The following is a 19,957-nucleotide window of genomic DNA, read 5'->3' as shown; positions in this document are numbered from 1 at the left end:
TATAGGCAACCAACTAGGCTCCTTTTTAACAGCCCATTAACTCATCTACTGCGTTAGAACAGCTTTTTTTGTATAGACAAGCTTTTAAGTTCAATAATGACTGAAATTTACACGCTTTCGCGAAAGCGGACTATATCATATTTACTCTTTGCCATAGGAATTTTGTTCACACTGATCTTCATTTCTTGTGAAGAGGAAAAACCATCGACTACCTACATCAACGGCAAAATAGTTAATCCTAAATCTGATTACATTATAATTTCAGATTATGCTAACCTCACAGACACTTTAAAATTAGATGAAAAAGGAAGGTTCAATATCTCCTACCAAACCATAGACTCTGGACTTTTCTCAATTTCTTATCCCGGCGAATATCAGTCTTTTTATCTGCAGCCTGGAGATAGTTTGAGCATGCGTGCTAACACCAAAGCATTTGATGAGACCTTATCTTTTACGGGTTCTCAAGCTAGAGAAAATAATTATCTTATCAATCTTTTTATAGATATTGAGGATTCAAACATGGGAATGCTCAAGTATAAAAACCTCGCGCCTCAGGTTTTTTACGATCACGTTCAAGAAGTTAAAAAAAATCGCTTAAAGAAATTCAAAAAAGCAGCTACCAAACATAAATTTGAACAACGCTTTCAGGACTTTGCAACTTTTATCATCAATTTAAACAGTTACTATGAACTTGAGCGTTACCCTGTTGTTCACAGTCAAAATATCTATCGAGACAAAAGCATTAAGTTCCCTAAGGAGTTCTTTGCACATCGCGAACGCGTAGAAATTGATAAGTCAAAATTATTAAACAACTATGCCTTTAGACCATATGCTAATGCGTTAGCTTCAAACATTGCTCTACGTAACATTTCTAAAACTCCTGATTTACAAATTGATTTAAAGGGTTATCGTTATAATAAAGAGAGGTTGCGGGTTATTGACAGCATTTTTGATAACGTTGATTTGCAAAATTATTTTGCCGCCGGTGAGATACGCAATTTTGTTCGAGGTGGTAAAGATTCCAAAGAAATCAATTTGTTAGTAACAGATTTTCTGACCATGTCAACAGATGCTACTGTTAATGAGCAAGTGGCTCAAATGGCAGCAACTTATATTAATTTAGGACCTGGAAACCAGTTGCCTAATTTTGATTTGCGAGATGCTAATAATAAAAAAACAAAATTATCAAATCGCGTAAAGCGATTGACGGTATTATATTACTGGTCTGTACAGGACAAAGATTATGCGCTGGGAATTCATGATCAGGTGAAAGATTTGCAAATGAAGTATCCCGAAATTGAATTTATAGGCATCAACATTGACAATCTGAGTTTTGAAGTATGGCAGGATGCCATATCAAATAACGACTTCAGGAATTCTAAAGAATATTTATTGTTTGACAAATCTGCCATCAATCGCCAACTTGCATTGCGCAACAGCAATCGCAGCATGGTCATCGATCGCAACTTAACCATTATTGATCCTAACATCAATTTGTTTTACTACAAGATTGAAACCACACTTTTAGGATACCTCAACCGTTAATCACTTCTTTTCTAAGCACTGCTGGCACATCAAGATTGCCCGCGTAAACCTTAATTGTCCTTTATAAAGTACTAATTTCTAATCAGTTTAGATAAATAGTTGAGCTGGGTATTTTTATCTCTCTATTTTTCACTGTCAGAGTTGTAAATTTTAATTGCATAATCTTTAAAAGAAGAGATAGTCAACGCTCTTGAGGCAGACATTCCTAGTTTCATCGAAGTTCTTCTCAAAAGTTATATCAATGAAAGCAGTTGAAGCTCTCCATAGTAATCTATACAATCGTTTTGCGCTTCAAATTAAATTGATCAAAAAAGCCGAAATCCATTGAGGATTTCGGCTTTTGAGTGTTTTAGAAATCTTAAAATTAAGAGTTTCCTTTTTTATAATCGGCTAGAAATTGTGCCAGTCCTATATCTGTTAATGGGTGTTTCAACAAACTCTCAATGGAAGATAAAGGTCCCGTCATTACATCTGCCCCTAATTTTGCACAATCTATAATGTGCATCGTATGGCGTACAGAAGCAGCTAGAATTTGAGTTTCAAAACCATAATTGTCATATATCATGCGTATTTCAGCAATCAGATTTAAACCATCTGTACTGATGTCATCCAGCCTTCCTATGAAAGGAGACACATAGGTGGCACCGGCTTTAGCAGCAAGTAACGCTTGTCCAGCGCTAAACACAAGCGTACAGTTTGTTCTAATTCCTTTATCTGAAAAGTATTTGATAGCCTTTATACCATCTTTAATCATCGGTACTTTTACCACAATTTGCTTATGAAGTTTGGCTAGCGCTTCACCTTCTTTGACCATTCCTTCAAAATCAGTTGCAATAACTTCCGCACTTACATCGCCGTCAACAATTTCACAGATTTTTTTATAATGGTTGATGATATTATCCTCGCCTGTGATACCTTCTTTTGCCATCAGGCTCGGGTTTGTAGTCACACCGTCCAGAACTCCTAGATCTTGGGCTTCGGTAATTTGTTGGAGATTTGCAGTATCGATAAAAAACTTCATAATATGGATCTTAAATTTCCAGTAAAAATACGAGTCTAAAGGAGTTTAACAGCTTAGGTTCAAGTTATTTTTGGATCAGACATTCACAAACCAAAACAATCTCATAAACAACTTCAACTATAATTACATCCCAATGGTTCTGTTTTAACTCGCATTATCGTCCTGCAATTCGATTGCTAAAGTATTGCCTCTAGAGGTTGTAGCAGTAAATGCTATGTATATTTCATTTAGGAAGTTAAAGGATTACAATTCCTTTTAAATAGTGTAAAAGACCTGCAACTAAAGGTATGTAGAATGAATTCTTGAACAATCTTGAGAATTACTGGAATTTTAAAAAGATTGATCGCATTCAAAATTACCCGCGCTAAGACTTTGCTAAACAAACCGTTTTTCAGTCCCAGACTGGAAACATAAGGTCATTTATGAAGGCAAGATTCCAATAACTCTAGAGGATGAATTTTCTGGCCAGGCTGGATTACACTTTAAAAAATTAAGGGAATATTGAAATGATAATAATAGAAATCAATGAGATAAGTGAAAATGGTATGTGTCTCTTTTTAATGAATGCATTGCTCAATTACTACGCAGACTCAAAATTAAAGACTGGTTTTGCATGTGTTAGTGAAGTAGAACAAGTTAATTTTACTCTTTTAAATGTTGAAAAGTAGCTGATATATCTCGCTTTCGCGAAAGCGAATAATCCTCTTCAATTTTATATATTACAAAGCTTATGGAAATCGACTGGAAACATTTTACCGATAAAATAGAGATCATGCCAGAGGTTATTGTGGGAACGATAATCCTGTATGTTTTGATCATTATTTATACCAGAATATTTGGGTTGAAGAGTTTCAGCAAAATGACTGGATTTGATTTTTTAAACACGCTGGCAATAGGTAATTTACTAGCCATGAGTGCGGCTACCAGTTCCCCTTCCCTATTTGTAGGCGCTTTATTAATAGGGTTGTTATACTTGCTTAACTATCTAGTCACTCTCGCAACTTTTAAAAGTAAAACAGCTAGAGAAATTATGGATAACAGTCCCATTCTTTTGATGCGGGATGGTAAGGTTCTTCAAGAGAATTTAGACAAAACCAAGGTGACAGCAGATGAATTGCGTGGTAAATTAAGAGAGGCAAATGTCATTAGACTGCATGAGGTTCGCGCTGTTGTGTTAGAAACGACGGGAGACATAAGTGTTTTACACACTAGTGGTGATGAACAGATGGAAGATTTTATTATGAAAGATGTACAAGGTTATTAAATGAGCATATTATATTTATTATCAGGATTTGTATTATTAGTCATAGGTGGCGAGTTTCTGGTTCGTTCCTCTGTAGGGTTGTCCCTAAAGCTTAATTTATCTAGAATGATCATAGGGCTTACGGTGGTGTCATTTGCTACCAGTGCCCCAGAATTGATTGTCAGTGTTCAGGGTGCTTTAAATGGATTATCTGGACTAGCCGTTGGAAACGTACTGGGTTCTAACATTGCAAACATTGGAATTGTTCTAGGTATTACAGCATTGATAGCACCACTGGTGATGGAAAAAGACTTCTTTACCTTTAGCTGGCCATGGATGGTATTTTTTAGCATTGTATGTTACGTGTTACTAAAAACAGGAAATAATCTCTTGAGATGGGAAGGTATTCTTTTATTGCTATTGCTCGTAATATTCCTTGTGGTGCTCATACACAAAGCGCGCAAAGAGCCCAACGCAACAATGATCGACGAAGATATTGCTGAAGATGAAAATAAAAATAGCTGGTGGAAAATCTTTTTCTTCCTCATATTAGGCGGTGGCGCTTTGTGGTTGGGTTCAGAATGGCTGGTTACAGGTGCAGTAGATATCGCTACAAGACTTGAAATTCCAGAAAGTGTTATTGCAGTATCTATGATTGCAATAGGCACGTCCATACCAGAACTAGCTGCGTCTGTAATTGCTGCGCTTAAAAAAGAAAAAGCGATCTCATTGGGGAATCTAGTCGGGAGTAATATTTTTAACATAGGTTCTGTTTTAGGAATCACAGCCTTAATTGAGCCTATTGCTCTAGAAGGTGATAATTTAAGATTGTTAACCAGTGACATCTGGTGGATGTTAGGATTTGCGCTGATTTTATTACCTCTTGCCTATATTCCTAAAAGGTATGTAATCTCTAGATTTAAGGGGGTATTCTTAACCTCATGTTATTGCTTATTTTTATACTTTGCTTTCCATACCCTATAAATCATAGGGGTCATTGTGTTTTATTCTGCTTTATCAGATATTTATCCTTATTTATTATGGGGTAAACCCATTTATAATTTATTTTTGTCCCTATAAATATAAAACACTTCCATGTCCACATTAAGATTTGAAGCAATTAAGGAAACGCTTAATCGTAAACCTATTCACGTTGAGGAGCCAGAAAGACGTAGCAGTATTTTTGGTAAAAATGTCTTTAATAAGGCTGCCATGCGTCAGCATTTGACTAAGCAAGCGTACAATAGTGTCATGGCTGCTATGGAATCAGGTGTTAAGATTGATCGTGAGATTGCTGACCATATTTCTACAGGGATGAAGGAATGGTCTATTCAAAACGGTGCCACTCATTACACGCACTGGTTTCAACCATTGACAGGTTCTACTGCCGAAAAGCACGATGCCTTTTTTGAAATGGAGCCAGATGGTGAGGTTATGGAAAAATTTGGTGGTGGACAATTGGTTCAACAAGAGCCAGATGCCTCTTCTTTCCCCAATGGTGGGATTAGAAATACCTTCGAAGCGCGTGGTTACACAGCCTGGGACCCAACGTCACCCGCCTTTCTAATGGGAACTACTTTATGTATTCCTACGGTATTTGTCGCCTATACTGGTGAGGCTCTAGATTATAAGACCCCATTATTGAGGTCGCTTCAAACTATAGATCAAGCAGCCACTGCAGTTTGCAAATATTTTGATAAGAATGTAAATAAAACGATTGCTACGCTAGGATGGGAGCAAGAGTATTTTTTAATTGATAGTTCGCTTGCAGCTTCCAGACCTGACCTTGATCTTTCTGGACGTACCTTATTAGGACACGCTTCTGCAAAAGGACAGCAGCTGGACGATCATTATTTTGGTGCGATACCATCCCGTGTATTGAATTTTATGCGAGATATGGAAACCGAATGTATGCTGCTGGGAATTCCTGTTAAAACTAGACATAACGAGGTTGCTCCTAATCAGTTTGAATTGGCTCCTATTTTTGAAGAAGCTAATTTAGCCGTAGATCACAATAGTCTATTGATGGATGTGATGCGCAAAACAGCAACCAGACATCATTTTAAAGTATTGTTCCATGAGAAACCATTTAAGGGAATTAATGGTAGTGGTAAACACAATAATTGGTCGCTTTCTACAAATACGGGAGTTAATCTCCTAAGCCCGGGAAGCACACCTATGAAAAACCTTCAGTTCCTGACTTTCTTTATTAACACAATTAAGGCAGTTCATGATTATGAAGAATTAATTAGAGCTTCTATAGCTAGCGCTTCAAACGACCACCGTCTGGGTGCAAATGAAGCACCACCGGCAATTATATCGGTATTTATAGGATCTCAATTAACAAAGGTTCTAGACGAACTAGAAAAAGTAACTGACGGGAAATTAAGTCCAGAAGAGAAGACCGACCTTAAACTCAATGTAGTAGGTAAGATTCCTGAAGTAATTCTAGATAATACAGACCGCAACCGTACTTCCCCATTTGCATTTACTGGAAATAAATTTGAAATGCGCGGTGTAGGCTCTACCGCAAATTGTGCAAATCCTATGACTGTTCTTAATGCAATTGTAGCAAAACAACTGATCGAGTTTAAGGAAGAGGTTGATGCGATGATTAAGGATCAAAAGCTCAAAAAAGATGAGGCTATCTTTAATGTTTTGAGAGAATACATTAAAAAATCCAAGAAAATCAGATTTGAAGGAGATGGTTATGGAGAAGCATGGGAGAAAGAAGCTAAAAAGCGCGGTCTTAGTAATAATAAAACAACACCAACAGCTCTAAAAGCTAAGGTATCTAAAAAAGCGATTGCTCTTTTTGAAGACCTAAAAATCATGAGTAAGGTGGAGTCAGAATCACGTTATGAAATCGAGATTGAAGATTATGCCATGCGTATTCAAATAGAGGGACGTTTACTAGGTGATATTGCTCGTAATCACGTGATTCCAACCGGTATTAAGTATCAGAATACCCTAATAGAAAACGTGAAAGGACTGAAAGAAATTTATGGCGATGATTTCAAAAAAATTGCACACGAGCAAATGGTTTTAATTGAAGAAATCTCTGATCATATGTCTCATATCAATAAAGGAATTACTGATATGACCGAAGCTAGAAAAAAAGCAAACAATGCAAAAAATGCTGTTGAAACAGCGCATTTATATTGTGACGAGGTGAAACCATTTTTTGAGGATATCAGATACCACTGTGATAAATTAGAGATTTTAGTAGATGATGAGCTATGGCCATTAACTAAATACCGTGAGCTTTTATTCACGAGATAGATTTTTTATGGCATTAATATAATCCCCACCGAAGTGAGGATTTTTTTGTCTCTTTAAGATAAGAATCAATTTATCTAAAATCAATAAGCATATAGAAATCCTAACTTTTTAACTGGATACTTCGAATGGAACCCGCTGTAATTGGTATTTTTGTGACATGAGCAAAGAAGTTTCAAAAAGATATGCCCAGCGAGGCGTGAGTGCAGGAAAAGAGGACGTCCACAATGCGATAAAAAATGTGGACAAAGGACTCTTTCCACAAGCTTTTTGCAAAATTGTTCCAGATCATTTGACAGGCTCTGAAGATCATTGTTTGATCATGCATGCAGACGGTGCGGGAACAAAATCCAGTCTTGCCTACATGTACTGGCAAGAAACAGGGGACTTATCTGTATGGAAAGGTATCGCTCAAGATGCGCTCATTATGAATATTGACGATCTTTTATGTGTAGGTGCAACCGATAATATTTTACTATCAAGCACCATAGGCCGTAACAAAAACCTGATCACAGGCGAGGTCATCAGTGCTATTATCAATGGCACGGAAGAACTCATTGCAGATCTTAAAAAACACGGCGTTGACATCATATCTACCGGCGGTGAAACGGCAGATGTAGGTGATCTGGTTCGCACGATTATTGTTGATTCTACCGTTACTGCACGTATGAAACGTAGCGATGTAATCGATAATGTAAACATAAAAGCCGGCGATGTCATCATAGGATTAGCAAGTTCTGGACAAGCTACTTATGAATCTGAATATAATGGCGGCATGGGCAGCAATGGCCTGACCAGTGCCAGACATGATGTTTTCAATAAAAACGTAGCAAAAAAGTATCCGGAAAGTTTTGACGCTATGGTTCCAGAAGATCTTGTTTACTCAGGATCTAAAGGTCTAACAGATAAAGTAGCGGACAGCCCCATTGATGCTGGAAAATTAGTACTCTCTCCTACCCGAACCTATGCTCCCATAATAAAAAAGATACTAGATACCGTAGATAAAAACAGCATTCACGGGATGGTGCATTGCAGTGGTGGTGCCCAGACTAAAATTCTGCATTTTATAGATAATCTTCACATTATAAAGGACCATCTATTTGAATTGCCTCCATTATTTAAAATGATTCAGAACGAATCTGGAACCGACTGGAAGGAAATGTATCAGGTATTTAATATGGGTCATCGCATGGAATTGTATGTAAATGAATCCATAGCTAATGAGATTATTGAAATCTCTGAATCTTTCAACGTTCCTGCTCAAATAATTGGTCGTGTTGAGGCGAGTGATCATAAGAAGTTGACTATAGAAAGTGAATTTGGGAAATTTGAGTATTGATCAAAGCGATATCAATACCTCAATGGATTGCTCATTATTTAATTCAAGTTTTCATACCCCTAACAATCTCTAGCTTAGGTTCAATATACCTTCTACAAAATGGCGCTTCCGGCCTGGTTTTATAATAATTACGAATGGATTCCCGTGATTCTTTAAATTCAGCGAATTCTAAAATTTGCGTGATGTAGGATTTTTTACGCTTTCGCGAAAGCGAACTCATTACAGCTTCAATAGGTTTTATCTGATCTGGGTGGAAGTTATAAATAGCGCTGCGATATTCCGTGCGCCGCTGATGACCTACGGTTGATGCATGTGTTTCTAGATGAATGTCTATGAGATACACAAGATCTACGGCTTCAGAATCATAATCTATAAGAATTGCTTCACTCCACGTATCGTTGGGCGCTACGCTTTTCACATATCCCTGCCTGACATTTTTTACACCATCTATTTGCTGGAACACAGCCTCTGTACACCAGTGACAACCGCCACCTAATCCTATTGTTTTTGCTTTTTCGATACTATTTAAAATTGTAGGAAACTCCTAATTGGGCTAGAAAGCTAATATCCTCTCCTGCAGTTTGCCAGTTCTTAGATCCTCTAAATGTGTTGATAGGATCTGTCCAAAATATAGCAGTCTCTAGATTCAATCGCAATTTTTCATGCAATCTTATGGAATAAAGACCACCAAAAGTCACGCTCATAAATTTTTCCTCCAGCGGCTGTATGTTTGAATTCTTTTGTCGTATAAACTCTTGCTGGGTCAAACCCATTCCCATTTGATAGCCTATATTAAATACTTTGTCAGACCTGAGTCGCTCATACATCAATAAAGTAGTAAAAGTCTCTACGTTTCCATCCAGCGCTACTCCAGTTTGATAATCTTGACCATCGATATTGACGCTCGTGCTCTGTACCCTCAACTTTATACCGTCAATCCGGTCTTTAAAATTATATTTAAGATCAAAATATAATGAGGCTGGTGATTCATAGGTCGTGTTGACGCTGTTATCTACCTCTTCTATGAAATAAAAGGCACCCGTTCCTAACCCTCCAGCTATTTCAAACGATTGGGCTGTGGTGATTACAGAGATAAATAGGATTAAAATTGCGGTAATTTTTCTCATAAGCATGTTCTAGATTCTTTGGTAAGTCAACTTTTGTACCAAATAAATGTGCTGCAATTTCCGTATTTTCGCAGGACTTGAGAAAAGAAGATGTTAGATAAATTAAATATAGTAAGAAATAGATTTGATGAGGTAAATGACCTGATCATCCAACCCGATATTATTTCAGATCAAAAGCGGTATGTCTCCTTAACGAAGGAGTATAAAGAGCTTAAAGATTTGATGGACAAACGCGATGAATATATCGTGCTGGACTCTAATTTACAAGAGGCACGAGAAATCCTTGCCGATGGTGGTGATCCCGACATGGTAGAAATGGCTCAAATGCAGATGGATGAAGCCAAAGAAGCGATTCCAAAACTGGAGGAGGAAATACGCATGATGATGATTCCTAAGGATCCTGAAGATGCTAAAAATGCCGTTATGGAAATACGTGCAGGAACTGGTGGTGATGAAGCCAGTATTTTTGCAGGTGATCTGTACCGCATGTATGAAAAATACTGTTCCACAAAAGGATGGAGTACTAATGTTGTCGATACCAGTCACGGTACCAGCGGCGGGTTTAAAGAAATTATTTTTGAAGTTAACGGTGACGACGTTTACGGGCTCTTAAAATTTGAGGCTGGTGTGCACCGCGTACAACGTGTTCCACAAACTGAAACTCAAGGTCGTGTTCACACCAGCGCCGCCACGGTCATGGTACTTCCAGAAGCAGAGGAATTTGACGTACAACTGGATATGAGTGAGGTTCGTATAGAACGTACCACTTCTACAGGCCCTGGAGGACAGTCTGTAAACACCACGTATTCAGCAATTAAATTGCACCACGAGCCTACAGGAATGATCGTGAGTTGTCAAGACGAAAAGTCCTCTCATAAAAACCTCGAGAAAGCATTGAAGGTATTGCGTTCCCGATTGTATGACATCGAACTTGCAAAGAAAATGGAAGCCGACAGTGCCAAGCGTAAAAGCATGGTGAGTTCTGGTGATCGTAGTGCAAAAATACGTACCTATAATTATTCTCAAGGCCGCGTCACAGATCATAGGATCAACCTCACGCTCTATGACCTAGATAATATTATCAACGGTGATATTCAAAAGATTATCGACGAGTTACAGTTGGTCAATAACACAGAAAAGATGCAAATGAATGACGATGATATTTAGTATTTAGTATTTAGTAAAATGTCAGTTCGGGCGCAGTCAAGAACAGTTAAAGAGTTAAAATCTTGAACAAAAGTCTGGGTCATTTACAGACATAGATTGGACGGAGTTGAGATTTGAGATTTGAGATTTTTAAAAATTTCAGTTCGAACGCCGTCGAGAACAATTGAGGCGTCAAAATCTTGAATTATTTTAGAAAAAAAGACTTAAGCTAATTTGAAAAACAAATAAGCAATTAAAGCACCCAGCATTATATTTAAATTATCGGCTGAATGAATCTTTCAAAGCTAACCCAACAAATAAAAGAAAAGAAGTCCTTCTTATGCGTGGGTCTTGATGTTGATCTGGAAAAGATACCACCGCATTTATTGCAGGAAGATGATCCTATGTTCGCTTTCGCGAAAGTAATCATCGATGCCACCCACGATCTATGCGTGGCCTACAAACCCAATACCGCGTTCTTTGAAGCTTATGGCGTGAAAGGCTGGCGATCATTAGAAAAGATTATCAGTTACCTTAACGAAAATTATCCAGATCATTTTACAATCGCAGATGCAAAACGCGGCGACATAGGAAACACCTCAGCACGATATGCCAAGGCATTTTTTGAAGATCTCAACTTTGACAGTGTAACCATCGCGCCCTACATGGGGAAAGACAGCGTGGAGCCTTTCCTGGAATTTGTGGACAAGTTTGCTATACTCCTCGCACTGACATCCAACGAAGGAGCATTTGATTTCCAAACGGAAATAATTGATGGAAAACCACTCTATCAAAAAGTGTTGCAAACAGCATCCCAATACAAAAACAGCAACCGATTGATGTATGTTGTGGGTGCTACCAAAGCAGAATACCTCAAAGAAATCAGACAAATAGTTCCTGATTCATTCTTACTCGTTCCCGGCGTGGGTGCTCAGGGCGGCAGCCTTGAAGAGGTCTATAAATATGGCTCAAATGAACAAATAGGATTGCTCGTGAATTCTTCCCGTGGTATTATTTATGCGTCGCAAAAAGAAGACTTTACAGTGGCTGCGAGAGCAAAAACCAAGGAACTACAACAGCAGATGGCTGCTCTTTTGAAGTAGATCACCTAGTCTTTTGAAAATATACTTTTGTCATGTAAGACTGAGAATATAATTCCTTCTTTTTTATAGGTTTGGGCACTCTCGAGTTGCTCGTCATATGTTTGTAACGTTACTCCTTTACATATTCCATAAGAATAATGGTATTGTAACAGCTCGAGATCTAACTGGCTCAATGAATCTTCCGCATTTGAGCACGTTGAAAAATAACTACCACAATCAAGACTATTGGTACCGTTGAAATATCCTAACGTTCTAAAAAAGTACCGCTTGAGGCTCTGGAGTCTTTGATCATCATTAAAATATCGTTCTTTATCTACTCTCAAAAAGCCTCGATCAATGAACGCTCCATTCCATGACAAATAATAATCTATATGAGCCGTTTTGCTCATTCTAGGCTCGAATTCATAGTGGTTGCTGTAATAAACTATAAAATTAGCGTCTTCTAATTTGCGAACTATTCGTATTTTGAGGCTGTCTACTTGTTTAAAAATTTCATCAGCAAAAGCAGTCAATCCTTTTTTATCCTTCCTATCGACTTCCTCTGCAAAATAAACCCGCATCTCATCTTTCCAATACCGCATTCTAGCTGGAATTGTGTCGTTTCTATTCGGGTCTACAAAAGCGACTTTTTTATATAAATCTGTAAATTCTTTAGAACGATAATCATAGGGAACACTTATCAAGCTATCGTTTGCCTTAGTTTCAAAACGCGCTCTAATAAGAGTATCTTGATCTTTAAATATTATCGCCTCTTTTGGAACCTCATTTTTTTTGAGCCCACTAATTTGCATAAAACTCTCTAGAGAAATTAATTCTGATCCCTCCGTGCCGTGCTGGGCTAAAGACAAAGAAGAACATAGAATTAGTACGGTTAAAGCGAGTATGACTTTATTCATAATTAGGATTAGTTAAACTTATAAAATCTTTATAGGTAGGACCCTTATTCCAAATTACATGATAGTGCATTTTTAAAAGGTCTCTGTCCATTTCTTCTATGACTTCTTGATTTTCATATCCGTATGTTGTGAAGCTTCCCACATTTCCGTAATTAGAAGGTCTAAAACCTGTCAATATGAGATAAAATAAATGCTTCATTTTCTTTAACGCAGCATCTTCAAAATTTATAATATCGTAATTTATTTGAACCAGCGCCGGATTTCTCATACCATCAAAATTACTGGACTGTTGTAATTTAATGTGATCAAAAGGCAAGCCGTCAGGGAACTGTTTTTGATAATATTTATATTTTCTGGATTCTGGATTTATTTGATAAACGGCCTTATCCGTATTTATGAATGCTATGGAAGCCTCATTTTTATGCCGAGTAAAGTCAATCAATAAATTGGGAATCTGCCTATAGGAATCATTAACGTGGGATTCAAAGCGTTTTCTCAATCCTTTAGGTAAATTTTTATCTAAGTAAATCTCAATGTCTTCCTTCCATTGAATAATGGGCACACGATATTTAGAATCTTTATCGTTATTTGCTTTTGAGAATGCAAACTGGAGGTACTTCTTGTAAATAAAATCATCTTGATAAATCTCCTTATCAGCAACCTTACCAAATGTTCTATCTGATCTAACTAAAGTATCGCTCTTAAGAATCATCAATTCTAAACCTTCAGAATCAACAACATTTTCAATCGAAACATATCTTTTAAAAAGATCGCTCCTATTTTGTTGAGCGAACGAGGCTGTTATTGAAATCAAAAATATTATGCCTACTAAAGGCAACTTGCAATTCATACGAAATCTTTATGATTTAAATATACAGTGAATTATTAAACCGAGCGAGAGTCTGTCCATCGTAAAAAATGAAGCGATTTACAGCTTAGGTCTTTTAAATAAAAAATAGCAACGAATAATTTAGAATAATTGTGCGTACTCAATCATTTCCATGTTTTACATGTCGGTTTTGAATACTCTGTACTTAAAAAAATGTTGCTCAATTCCATAGTCAGTGATAGCACGTTGAAAAAATATTTTGAGACTCCTAATTTTTCACTCGAGCCATAAATATTCTATTTTAATGTCTCTACCATACATTGTTTCATAAGCTCATAGGTACGTTCAATGTCCGCATCAAGGCCTATGGAAAACCTGATCAGTCCATCAGTCAGTCCCATTTCTTCTTGCTCATCCTCGGGTATCTCACTAGAGGTAGAAGAACCGGGTGCAGAGAACAAGGTTTTGTAGAACCCTAAACTTACCGCTAGGTATCCCAGGTTTCTTTCCTGCATCAGTTCCATCAATGCGTTTGCGCGATCCAGACTTCCAACATCTATAGTAAGCATACCACCATATCCATATTGTTTATTCATTTGCGACGTCATAAGTTCGTGACCTGGATGAGATTTCAATCCTGGATAAACAGTTCTGAACCCGTCAGCTTCAAATTTTTGGGCAAGAAACATAGCGTTTTTACTATGTTGTTGCATGCGTATATGCAGCGTTCTTAAGTTTTTAAGGATCGATGCCGCCCGTAAACTATCCATCGAGGCTCCTAATAACATGCTGGCGCCATCATTTACACTGCGCAGAGAGTCTATTAGTTCACGACTCCCACAAACGACACCACCCATGGTGTCGCTGCTTCCATTGATGAACTTTGTAAGACTGTGCATAACAACATCTGCTCCTAATGTTACTGGTGATATAGATAATGGAGAGAAAGTATTGTCCACAAGCAGTTGCAGGTTGTGTTTTTTGGCGAGGGCTGCTAAGTTTTTGATATCGGCTATTTCTAGCAAAGGATTACTAACACATTCACAGAAAAGGATTTTAGTTTCCGGACGAATCGCAGCTTCAACAACTTCCAGTTTTGTAATATCAACAAACGAAGTTTGAATGTCCATTCTAGGGATGAAGTTTTTCAGAAATGCATAGGTACCGCCATATATAGTACGACTAGAAACAATATGATCGCCCGCTTGACAAAGCTGTAATATTGTAGGAGTAATAGCGCCCATCCCACTCGCAGCTACATTAGCCGTTTCTGTGCCTTCCATGGCGGCAAGTGCTTCTCCTAAATATAAATTAGAAGGCGTGGTATGACGAGAATAAAGATAGCAACCATCTGCATTTCCTTCAAAGGTGTCAAACATGGTTTTTGCCGACAGAAAAGTGTAGGTTGAGGAATCAGATATTGATGGATTTACACCACCGAATTCTCCAAAATATTGAAGGTCTTGAATGTTGTTTGCTGGTTTGAAATCTTTGAAATCCATGAGTTCTATATTTTCATTAAATGTAAAATCATATAGATGAAGATTCAATAGATCATAATAATTATAGTTTAAAAATCTATTTATAAGTTTCCCATAGTTTATTTATCTAAGACAGATACAATTCTGTAATTTTGATAGATAAATTTTCATGATGAAACTAGACCATACCGACCTCAAACTGATCAACTTACTGCAAAATGATGCAAAACAAACCAATAAAAAACTATCACTGAACTTGAACTTATCGGTGACAGCAGTTTATGAGCGCATCAAGAAGCTTGAGCGCAATGGTATCATAAAACAATATGTAGCATTAGTGGATAAGAAGAAAGTCGGCCTTGGATTTCAAGTGTTTTGTCACATCAAACTAGCACAACATACTCAAAAGCACATTCAACTGTTTGAGAATCAAATTTCAAAACTTGATGAAGTTGTGGAATGTTTTCACGTGAGTGGTGAATATGACTATTTACTGAAGGTAATCGTTCGAAATATGGAACACTTTAGAGAATTTATGACTGCAAAACTGACCAGTATTGAACATGTAGGCAGTACACAGAGTTCCTTTACGATTACTGAGGTAAAGAATAATACGCAGGTTCCCGTTTGAGAAAATCGCATTTGATTTTGTCAGTTCATGGGTAAACTCTGTCAACCTTAGCCCGTTTCAAAAACCCATAAGGCGTAAATCTGAATGATCAATTCGCAAGTGAAAATGACGCTGGAAATTATCTGCTTCTAAACTGCTTTTTGGAAGAAGCCCAAGAAAATTCAATTTATAGGTAAAAAAAATCAGCAATCACGATTTGTGATTGCTGACTGATTGCAGTTCCAGTATTGGAATTTAAATTTATATGCTACCTTATTTATTATGTCTTTCTCGACAATCGCCCGAAACAATTTTATATTTTGTTTTTTGTTTTTTGAGATTTGAGATTTGGAATTTTGTGAACTAAGTCTGTATTACTCCCAGATTGAAATCCTTAGTAATAGGAGCATGATCTGCGGCTTCTATTCCCATAGAGATCCATTTTCTGGTATCTCTAGGATCTATAATACCATCGGTCCAGATTCTTGCAGCTGCATAATAGGGAGATACCTGATGATCGTACCTGTCCTTTGTTTTTGCAAACAATTCTTTTTCTTCTTCCTCACTCAGTTTATTGCCTGATTTTTCAAGGGATGCCTTTTCTATCTGCATCAATACTTTGGCGGCACTATTCCCACTCATAACGGCAAGCTCAGCACTAGGCCATGCAAATATCAACCGTGGATCATATGCTTTACCACACATCGCATAATTTCCAGCTCCATAACTATTTCCTATGATCACTGTAAACTTTGGCACCACACTATTAGATACGGCACTCACCATTTTTGCACCATCTTTTATGATACCACCATGTTCTGATTTTGATCCTACCATAAAACCGGTAACATCCTGTAAAAATACTAGCGGAATCTTCTTTTGGTTACAGTTGGCTATAAAGCGTGTTGATTTATCCGCACTATCGCTGTAGATCACACCACCAAATTGCATCTCGCCTTTAGCGGTCTTTACAATTTTACGTTGATTTGCAACGATGCCTACAGCCCATCCATCAATACGCGCGTAACCGGTAATAATGGTTTGGCCATAACCAGCTTTGTATTCTTCAAAAGTATCTGCATCAATCATACGCTCTATGATTTCCATCATGTTGTATTGTGCATTGCGCTCACGTGGCAGAATACCAAATAATTCTTCTGGATCCTTTGCTGGCTTTACAGCTTTGACTTTGCTAAAACCTGCTTTGTCATAATCACCTATTTTATCCATAATACGCTTGATCTTGTCCAGCGCATCTTTATCATCTTTTGCTTTATAGTCTGTAACTCCACTAATTTCACAGTGTGTAGTCGCACCACCTAAAGTCTCGTTATCAATGCTCTCGCCTATCGCAGCCTTTACCAGGTAGCTTCCCGCAAGAAAAATACTTCCGGTTTTATCAACGATTAAAGCTTCATCACTCATGATGGGTAAATAAGCGCCACCAGCAACACAGCTTCCCATGACGGCAGCGATCTGCGTGATTCCCATACTACTCATCACCGCATTATTTCTAAATATGCGACCAAAATGCTCTTTATCAGGGAAAATCTCGTCCTGCATAGGCAAATAAACACCCGCACTATCTACTAAATAGATAATGGGCAATCTATTTTCCATAGCTATTTCTTGAGCCCGTAGGTTCTTTTTTCCAGTTATAGGAAACCAGGCTCCAGCCTTTACAGTAGCATCGTTTGCCACTACAATTACCTGTCTGCCTTGAACGTGACCTATTTTAATTACTACACCACCACTGGGACAACCACCATGCTCCTCATACATTTGATCACCGGCAAAAGCTGCAATTTCTATAGCCTTTTTAGGATAATCAAGTAAGTAATCTATACGTTCATGAGCAGTCATTTTGCCCTTTGCATGCTGCTTTTCTATACGCTTTTCACCGCCTCCTTTATGCACCTCACCTAGCTTGCGGCGCATGTCTGACAGCAACAATTTATTATGATCTTCGTTTTTATTGAATTCTAGATCCATCAATTTTGGTTTTTACCAAAAATAGCGATTTTAGATGTGAAGATGTTGCTGTTTATTCCGCTTTCGCGAAAGCCAACTCAGAATTTTTCTATTGTAAATGGTACCATTTTTAATAAATGCGATATTCACACTAGAAGCCCACTGCAGTCTGTGACTCTAAAACATCCAGTTTAAGACAAGTCTGAATTTTATTTTGTAGCACCAAAGAAGAATTCTAGCTCAACAGCCGTGGAATATTATTGTTTCTTTATTACTGAATTGAGATAAATTTGAACTCATTCCATACTATCAAAGTTTGAAAAATAGTGGGCGTCATTAAGGTCTAATGATCTTCTAGTTATTCTAGAAAGGGCATCAAGTACCGCGCAAAATTTGGTACTTTTAAAGCATAAATTGGATAATTATGAAAAACTCAGTAAGTGCAATCATATTTGGGATTGCCATCGTGCTAGCCGCTGTTTTCTTAGGTAATGCATTTATGAATCGCAATAACAAACAAGGAACAATAGGCGTGACTGGTTCAGGAACACAAGATTTTGTATCAGATCTAATCGTGTGGGAAGGACGATTCACGGCAAACAGTTCTATCTTGAGCAATGCCTACAATGAGATTGCAGAAAATAAAGAGACGATTGAAGCTTACCTTAAAAACAAAGGTCTAGATGCATCAACACTTGTTTTCAGTGCCGTCAATACGTCAAAGAATACAACTCCTATTTATGGGGACAATGGAAATTATCAAGGTGAGAACTTCGTAGGTTTTGAACTATCTCAGACCATTAGCGTACAATCTAATGATGTGGAGAAGATAGAAAAGATCTCTCGTGAGGTGACGGAATTGCTCAATCAAGGCGTTCAGTTCTATTCCCAATCACCAAGGTATTACTATACAAAACTAGCCGATCTTAAAATAGAAATGATTTCCAAAGCCACGGAAGATGCCAGACTTAGAGCGGAAAAAATCGCAGAGAATTCTGGTGGAAAACTGGGCGATCTAAAGTCTGCAGACATGGGTGTTTTCCAGATTACTGGTCAAAACAGCTCAGAGGATTATAGCTGGGGCGGTACCTATAATACCAGCTCTAAAGACAAAACCGCGACCATCACCATGAAGTTAGTTTATGAAGCTGATTAAGTCGTTGAACACGCTTTCGCGAAAGCGAACTTTCGTGAAAACTCCTTTTAAATCATTTATAATTATAATGATTTGCCTCATTTTCACTGGCTGTGCTACTGCGTTGAAAGTTTTTGGAAAAGAAAGCGTTTCTGGAAATGAGCAAATTGTAACCATCCCTTTTGAATATAATGACTTGCCCATCGTGCAAGTGGAAATCAATTCTAAAACCTACCGATTTCTTGTGGACACGGGAGCACCTACCATAATTTCATCTGCGATTTTGGCAGATTTGAATATCAAGAAAAGTAAGGATTACCAGATGGGAGATTCTCAAGGAGTCAAGAAAAATCAACAATTTGTAGTAGTCCCAGAAATAAAATTGGGCAGCCTGACTTACCGCAACGTGGGCGCCGTTGTAAATGACCTTGATACTGCCTTTGAAATAGAGTGTATGGGATATGACGGGATTTTAGGAGCTAATCAAATGGCGGTGTCCGTCTGGAAATTTGACTATCAAAAAAAAGAAATTCAAATCGCAAATTCTCTGGAAGCTTTTGATGCCTCAGACTTTGAAACTATAGGATTTCATCCTAAAAAACCGCAGATGACGCCACTTTTTGATGTGACCATCAATGATCAAAAAACAGAATTTACCTATGATACGGGCTTCACTGGCGGCGTTACAATAAATGAATCAGAACATTTAGATAATTTCGAAAAGGTGACAATCTCAGGAGTTTTATCTGCAGGGATTTTTGGGGCTGGGAAAGCGCAGGAACGATCTATTTATAAAGTGAAACAAATCGACTTAGGAGGTATTCAACTAGAAGATATCGTTATTAGAAATGGGAATTCTAACTTGATAGGGAATGAATTGATTGACAATTATATCTCTATTATTGACTGGAAAACCAATAAAATCTATTGGAAAGAAGTGGCGCCTAATGATAATTCAGACTATAAAACTTTTGGGTTTGCCTATAGATTAAATACCCTGAAGGCTATCGTAGCCTATACAATTCCAGAAATCGATTTACCTATTAAGATAGGAGATACAATCCTTTCTATCAACAACACTAGTTTGCAGAATCTAAACAAGCTATCTGCTTGCCGTCTAACTAATAATAAGGTGGAAGAAAAATTGGACTCCATTACGGTTCAATATCTAAAGAATGGCCAGAAAATGGAATTCCAAGTAAATCGAAAAAGATTGCTCAGAAATTAAATCT

The 19,957-nt window shown here is 37.6% G+C and carries 17 protein-coding genes; 10 read left to right on the top strand and 7 right to left on the bottom strand.

All coding sequences use genetic code 11. The annotated features are described in order from the left end of the window. Nucleotides 1-96 precede the first annotated feature (96 nt). On the top strand, nucleotides 97-1,545 hold the full coding sequence (locus IQ282_RS11615) for a hypothetical protein (RefSeq protein ID WP_194852043.1): 1,449 nt from the start codon (nucleotides 97-99) through the stop codon (nucleotides 1,543-1,545). Nucleotides 1,546-1,909: 364 nt separating this feature from the next. On the opposite strand, the gene fsa is transcribed toward IQ282_RS11615, so the two are convergent. Continuing rightward, the gene (gene fsa, locus IQ282_RS11610; protein WP_194852042.1) at nucleotides 1,910-2,566 is read right to left on the bottom strand and encodes a fructose-6-phosphate aldolase; all 657 of its coding nucleotides are present in this window, start codon (nucleotides 2,564-2,566) and stop codon (nucleotides 1,910-1,912) included. A 730-nt stretch (nucleotides 2,567-3,296) separates the two neighbouring features. On the opposite strand from fsa, the gene IQ282_RS11605 reads away from it, so the two are divergent. The 4 genes from IQ282_RS11605 (at nucleotide 3,297) to IQ282_RS11590 (ending at nucleotide 8,427) form a co-directional block, all read left to right on the top strand. Then, nucleotides 3,297-3,830: a DUF421 domain-containing protein gene (locus tag IQ282_RS11605; RefSeq protein ID WP_194852041.1), complete on the top strand. Its 534-nt coding sequence runs from the start codon at nucleotides 3,297-3,299 to the stop codon at nucleotides 3,828-3,830. Next, nucleotides 3,831-4,793, top strand: a complete 963-nt coding sequence (locus IQ282_RS11600) for a calcium/sodium antiporter (RefSeq protein WP_194852040.1) — start codon at nucleotides 3,831-3,833, stop codon at nucleotides 4,791-4,793. It abuts the gene before it with no gap. Nucleotides 4,794-4,904: 111 nt separating this feature from the next. Next, nucleotides 4,905-7,091, top strand: coding sequence for a glutamine synthetase III family protein (locus tag IQ282_RS11595; protein WP_194852039.1), 2,187 nt, complete (start codon nucleotides 4,905-4,907; stop codon nucleotides 7,089-7,091). Nucleotides 7,092-7,248: 157 nt separating this feature from the next. After that, nucleotides 7,249-8,427, top strand: a complete 1,179-nt coding sequence (locus tag IQ282_RS11590; RefSeq protein ID WP_194852038.1) for an AIR synthase related protein — start codon at nucleotides 7,249-7,251, stop codon at nucleotides 8,425-8,427. A gap of 43 nt (nucleotides 8,428-8,470) precedes the next feature. On the opposite strand, the gene IQ282_RS11585 is transcribed toward IQ282_RS11590, so the two are convergent. Next, the gene (locus tag IQ282_RS11585) at nucleotides 8,471-8,929 is read right to left on the bottom strand and encodes a peptide-methionine (S)-S-oxide reductase (RefSeq protein WP_317174211.1); all 459 of its coding nucleotides are present in this window, start codon (nucleotides 8,927-8,929) and stop codon (nucleotides 8,471-8,473) included. A gap of 19 nt (nucleotides 8,930-8,948) precedes the next feature. Further along, on the bottom strand, nucleotides 8,949-9,554 hold the full coding sequence (locus IQ282_RS11580) for a hypothetical protein (protein ID WP_194852037.1): 606 nt from the start codon (nucleotides 9,552-9,554) through the stop codon (nucleotides 8,949-8,951). Between the two features lie 90 nt (nucleotides 9,555-9,644). Between IQ282_RS11580 and prfA the strand changes: the two genes are divergently transcribed. Both prfA and pyrF read left to right on the top strand, forming a co-directional pair. After that, nucleotides 9,645-10,721 (top strand): peptide chain release factor 1, encoded by a 1,077-nt coding sequence (prfA, locus tag IQ282_RS11575; protein WP_194852036.1) that lies wholly within the window; start codon nucleotides 9,645-9,647, stop codon nucleotides 10,719-10,721. A 269-nt stretch (nucleotides 10,722-10,990) separates the two neighbouring features. Continuing rightward, complete coding sequence (gene pyrF / locus IQ282_RS11570; protein WP_194852035.1) at nucleotides 10,991-11,803, top strand: orotidine-5'-phosphate decarboxylase; 813 nt, start codon at nucleotides 10,991-10,993, stop codon at nucleotides 11,801-11,803. A gap of 5 nt (nucleotides 11,804-11,808) precedes the next feature. Here the strand turns inward: pyrF and IQ282_RS11565 are convergent, their stop codons facing one another. From IQ282_RS11565 to IQ282_RS11555, 3 genes are all read right to left on the bottom strand, one after another. Continuing rightward, a complete protein-coding gene (locus IQ282_RS11565; RefSeq protein ID WP_194852034.1) occupies nucleotides 11,809-12,699 on the bottom strand; it encodes a hypothetical protein in 891 nt (296 codons plus the stop codon). Further along, nucleotides 12,692-13,411, bottom strand: coding sequence for a hypothetical protein (locus IQ282_RS11560; protein ID WP_194852033.1), 720 nt, complete (start codon nucleotides 13,409-13,411; stop codon nucleotides 12,692-12,694). Before IQ282_RS11560 ends, IQ282_RS11565 begins: the two co-directional genes overlap by 8 nt. A gap of 413 nt (nucleotides 13,412-13,824) precedes the next feature. Beyond that, on the bottom strand, nucleotides 13,825-15,030 hold the full coding sequence (locus IQ282_RS11555) for an aminotransferase class I/II-fold pyridoxal phosphate-dependent enzyme (RefSeq protein ID WP_194852032.1): 1,206 nt from the start codon (nucleotides 15,028-15,030) through the stop codon (nucleotides 13,825-13,827). A 151-nt stretch (nucleotides 15,031-15,181) separates the two neighbouring features. Between IQ282_RS11555 and IQ282_RS11550 the strand changes: the two genes are divergently transcribed. Continuing rightward, the gene (locus tag IQ282_RS11550; RefSeq protein WP_194852662.1) at nucleotides 15,182-15,640 is read left to right on the top strand and encodes an Lrp/AsnC family transcriptional regulator; all 459 of its coding nucleotides are present in this window, start codon (nucleotides 15,182-15,184) and stop codon (nucleotides 15,638-15,640) included. 342 nt (nucleotides 15,641-15,982) lie between these two features. On the opposite strand, the gene IQ282_RS11545 is transcribed toward IQ282_RS11550, so the two are convergent. Next, entirely contained in the window at nucleotides 15,983-17,611 is a 1,629-nt protein-coding gene (locus IQ282_RS11545) for an acyl-CoA carboxylase subunit beta (protein WP_194852031.1), read from the bottom strand. Nucleotides 17,612-18,014: 403 nt separating this feature from the next. Between IQ282_RS11545 and IQ282_RS11540 the strand changes: the two genes are divergently transcribed. Both IQ282_RS11540 and IQ282_RS11535 read left to right on the top strand, forming a co-directional pair. After that, nucleotides 18,015-18,746 (top strand): SIMPL domain-containing protein, encoded by a 732-nt coding sequence (locus IQ282_RS11540; protein ID WP_194852030.1) that lies wholly within the window; start codon nucleotides 18,015-18,017, stop codon nucleotides 18,744-18,746. Continuing rightward, nucleotides 18,733-19,953 carry a retropepsin-like aspartic protease gene (locus IQ282_RS11535; protein WP_194852029.1) on the top strand — a complete coding sequence of 407 codons (1,221 nt, stop codon included), beginning with the start codon at nucleotides 18,733-18,735 and terminating at the stop codon, nucleotides 19,951-19,953. The genes IQ282_RS11540 and IQ282_RS11535 overlap by 14 nt, the downstream gene beginning before the upstream one ends. Nucleotides 19,954-19,957 lie beyond the last annotated feature (4 nt).

The organism is Nonlabens antarcticus (assembly GCF_015356755.1).
Classification (GTDB): domain Bacteria; phylum Bacteroidota; class Bacteroidia; order Flavobacteriales; family Flavobacteriaceae; genus Nonlabens; species Nonlabens antarcticus.
This window is presented reverse-complemented; position numbering and strand designations above follow the sequence as displayed.

What these genes read in the sequence shown, in the direction of transcription:
- IQ282_RS11605 (WP_194852041.1), top strand. Translation starts at nt 3,297, where the DNA reads ATGGAAATCGACTGGAAACATTTTACCGATAAAATAGAGATCATGCCA.
- IQ282_RS11590 (WP_194852038.1), top strand. Translation starts at nt 7,249, where the DNA reads ATGAGCAAAGAAGTTTCAAAAAGATATGCCCAGCGAGGCGTGAGTGCA.
- IQ282_RS11565 (WP_194852034.1), bottom strand. Translation starts at nt 12,699, where the DNA reads ATGAATAAAGTCATACTCGCTTTAACCGTACTAATTCTATGTTCTTCT.
- prfA (WP_194852036.1), top strand. Translation starts at nt 9,645, where the DNA reads ATGTTAGATAAATTAAATATAGTAAGAAATAGATTTGATGAGGTAAAT.
- IQ282_RS11615 (WP_194852043.1), top strand. Translation starts at nt 97, where the DNA reads ATGACTGAAATTTACACGCTTTCGCGAAAGCGGACTATATCATATTTA.
- pyrF (WP_194852035.1), top strand. Translation starts at nt 10,991, where the DNA reads ATGAATCTTTCAAAGCTAACCCAACAAATAAAAGAAAAGAAGTCCTTC.
- IQ282_RS11555 (WP_194852032.1), bottom strand. Translation starts at nt 15,030, where the DNA reads ATGGATTTCAAAGATTTCAAACCAGCAAACAACATTCAAGACCTTCAA.
- IQ282_RS11535 (WP_194852029.1), top strand. Translation starts at nt 18,733, where the DNA reads ATGAAGCTGATTAAGTCGTTGAACACGCTTTCGCGAAAGCGAACTTTC.
- IQ282_RS11540 (WP_194852030.1), top strand. Translation starts at nt 18,015, where the DNA reads ATGAAAAACTCAGTAAGTGCAATCATATTTGGGATTGCCATCGTGCTA.
- IQ282_RS11545 (WP_194852031.1), bottom strand. Translation starts at nt 17,611, where the DNA reads ATGGATCTAGAATTCAATAAAAACGAAGATCATAATAAATTGTTGCTG.
- IQ282_RS11550 (WP_194852662.1), top strand. Translation starts at nt 15,182, where the DNA reads ATGAAACTAGACCATACCGACCTCAAACTGATCAACTTACTGCAAAAT.
- IQ282_RS11600 (WP_194852040.1), top strand. Translation starts at nt 3,831, where the DNA reads ATGAGCATATTATATTTATTATCAGGATTTGTATTATTAGTCATAGGT.
- IQ282_RS11595 (WP_194852039.1), top strand. Translation starts at nt 4,905, where the DNA reads ATGTCCACATTAAGATTTGAAGCAATTAAGGAAACGCTTAATCGTAAA.
- fsa (WP_194852042.1), bottom strand. Translation starts at nt 2,566, where the DNA reads ATGAAGTTTTTTATCGATACTGCAAATCTCCAACAAATTACCGAAGCC.
- IQ282_RS11580 (WP_194852037.1), bottom strand. Translation starts at nt 9,554, where the DNA reads ATGAGAAAAATTACCGCAATTTTAATCCTATTTATCTCTGTAATCACC.
- IQ282_RS11560 (WP_194852033.1), bottom strand. Translation starts at nt 13,411, where the DNA reads ATGATTCTTAAGAGCGATACTTTAGTTAGATCAGATAGAACATTTGGT.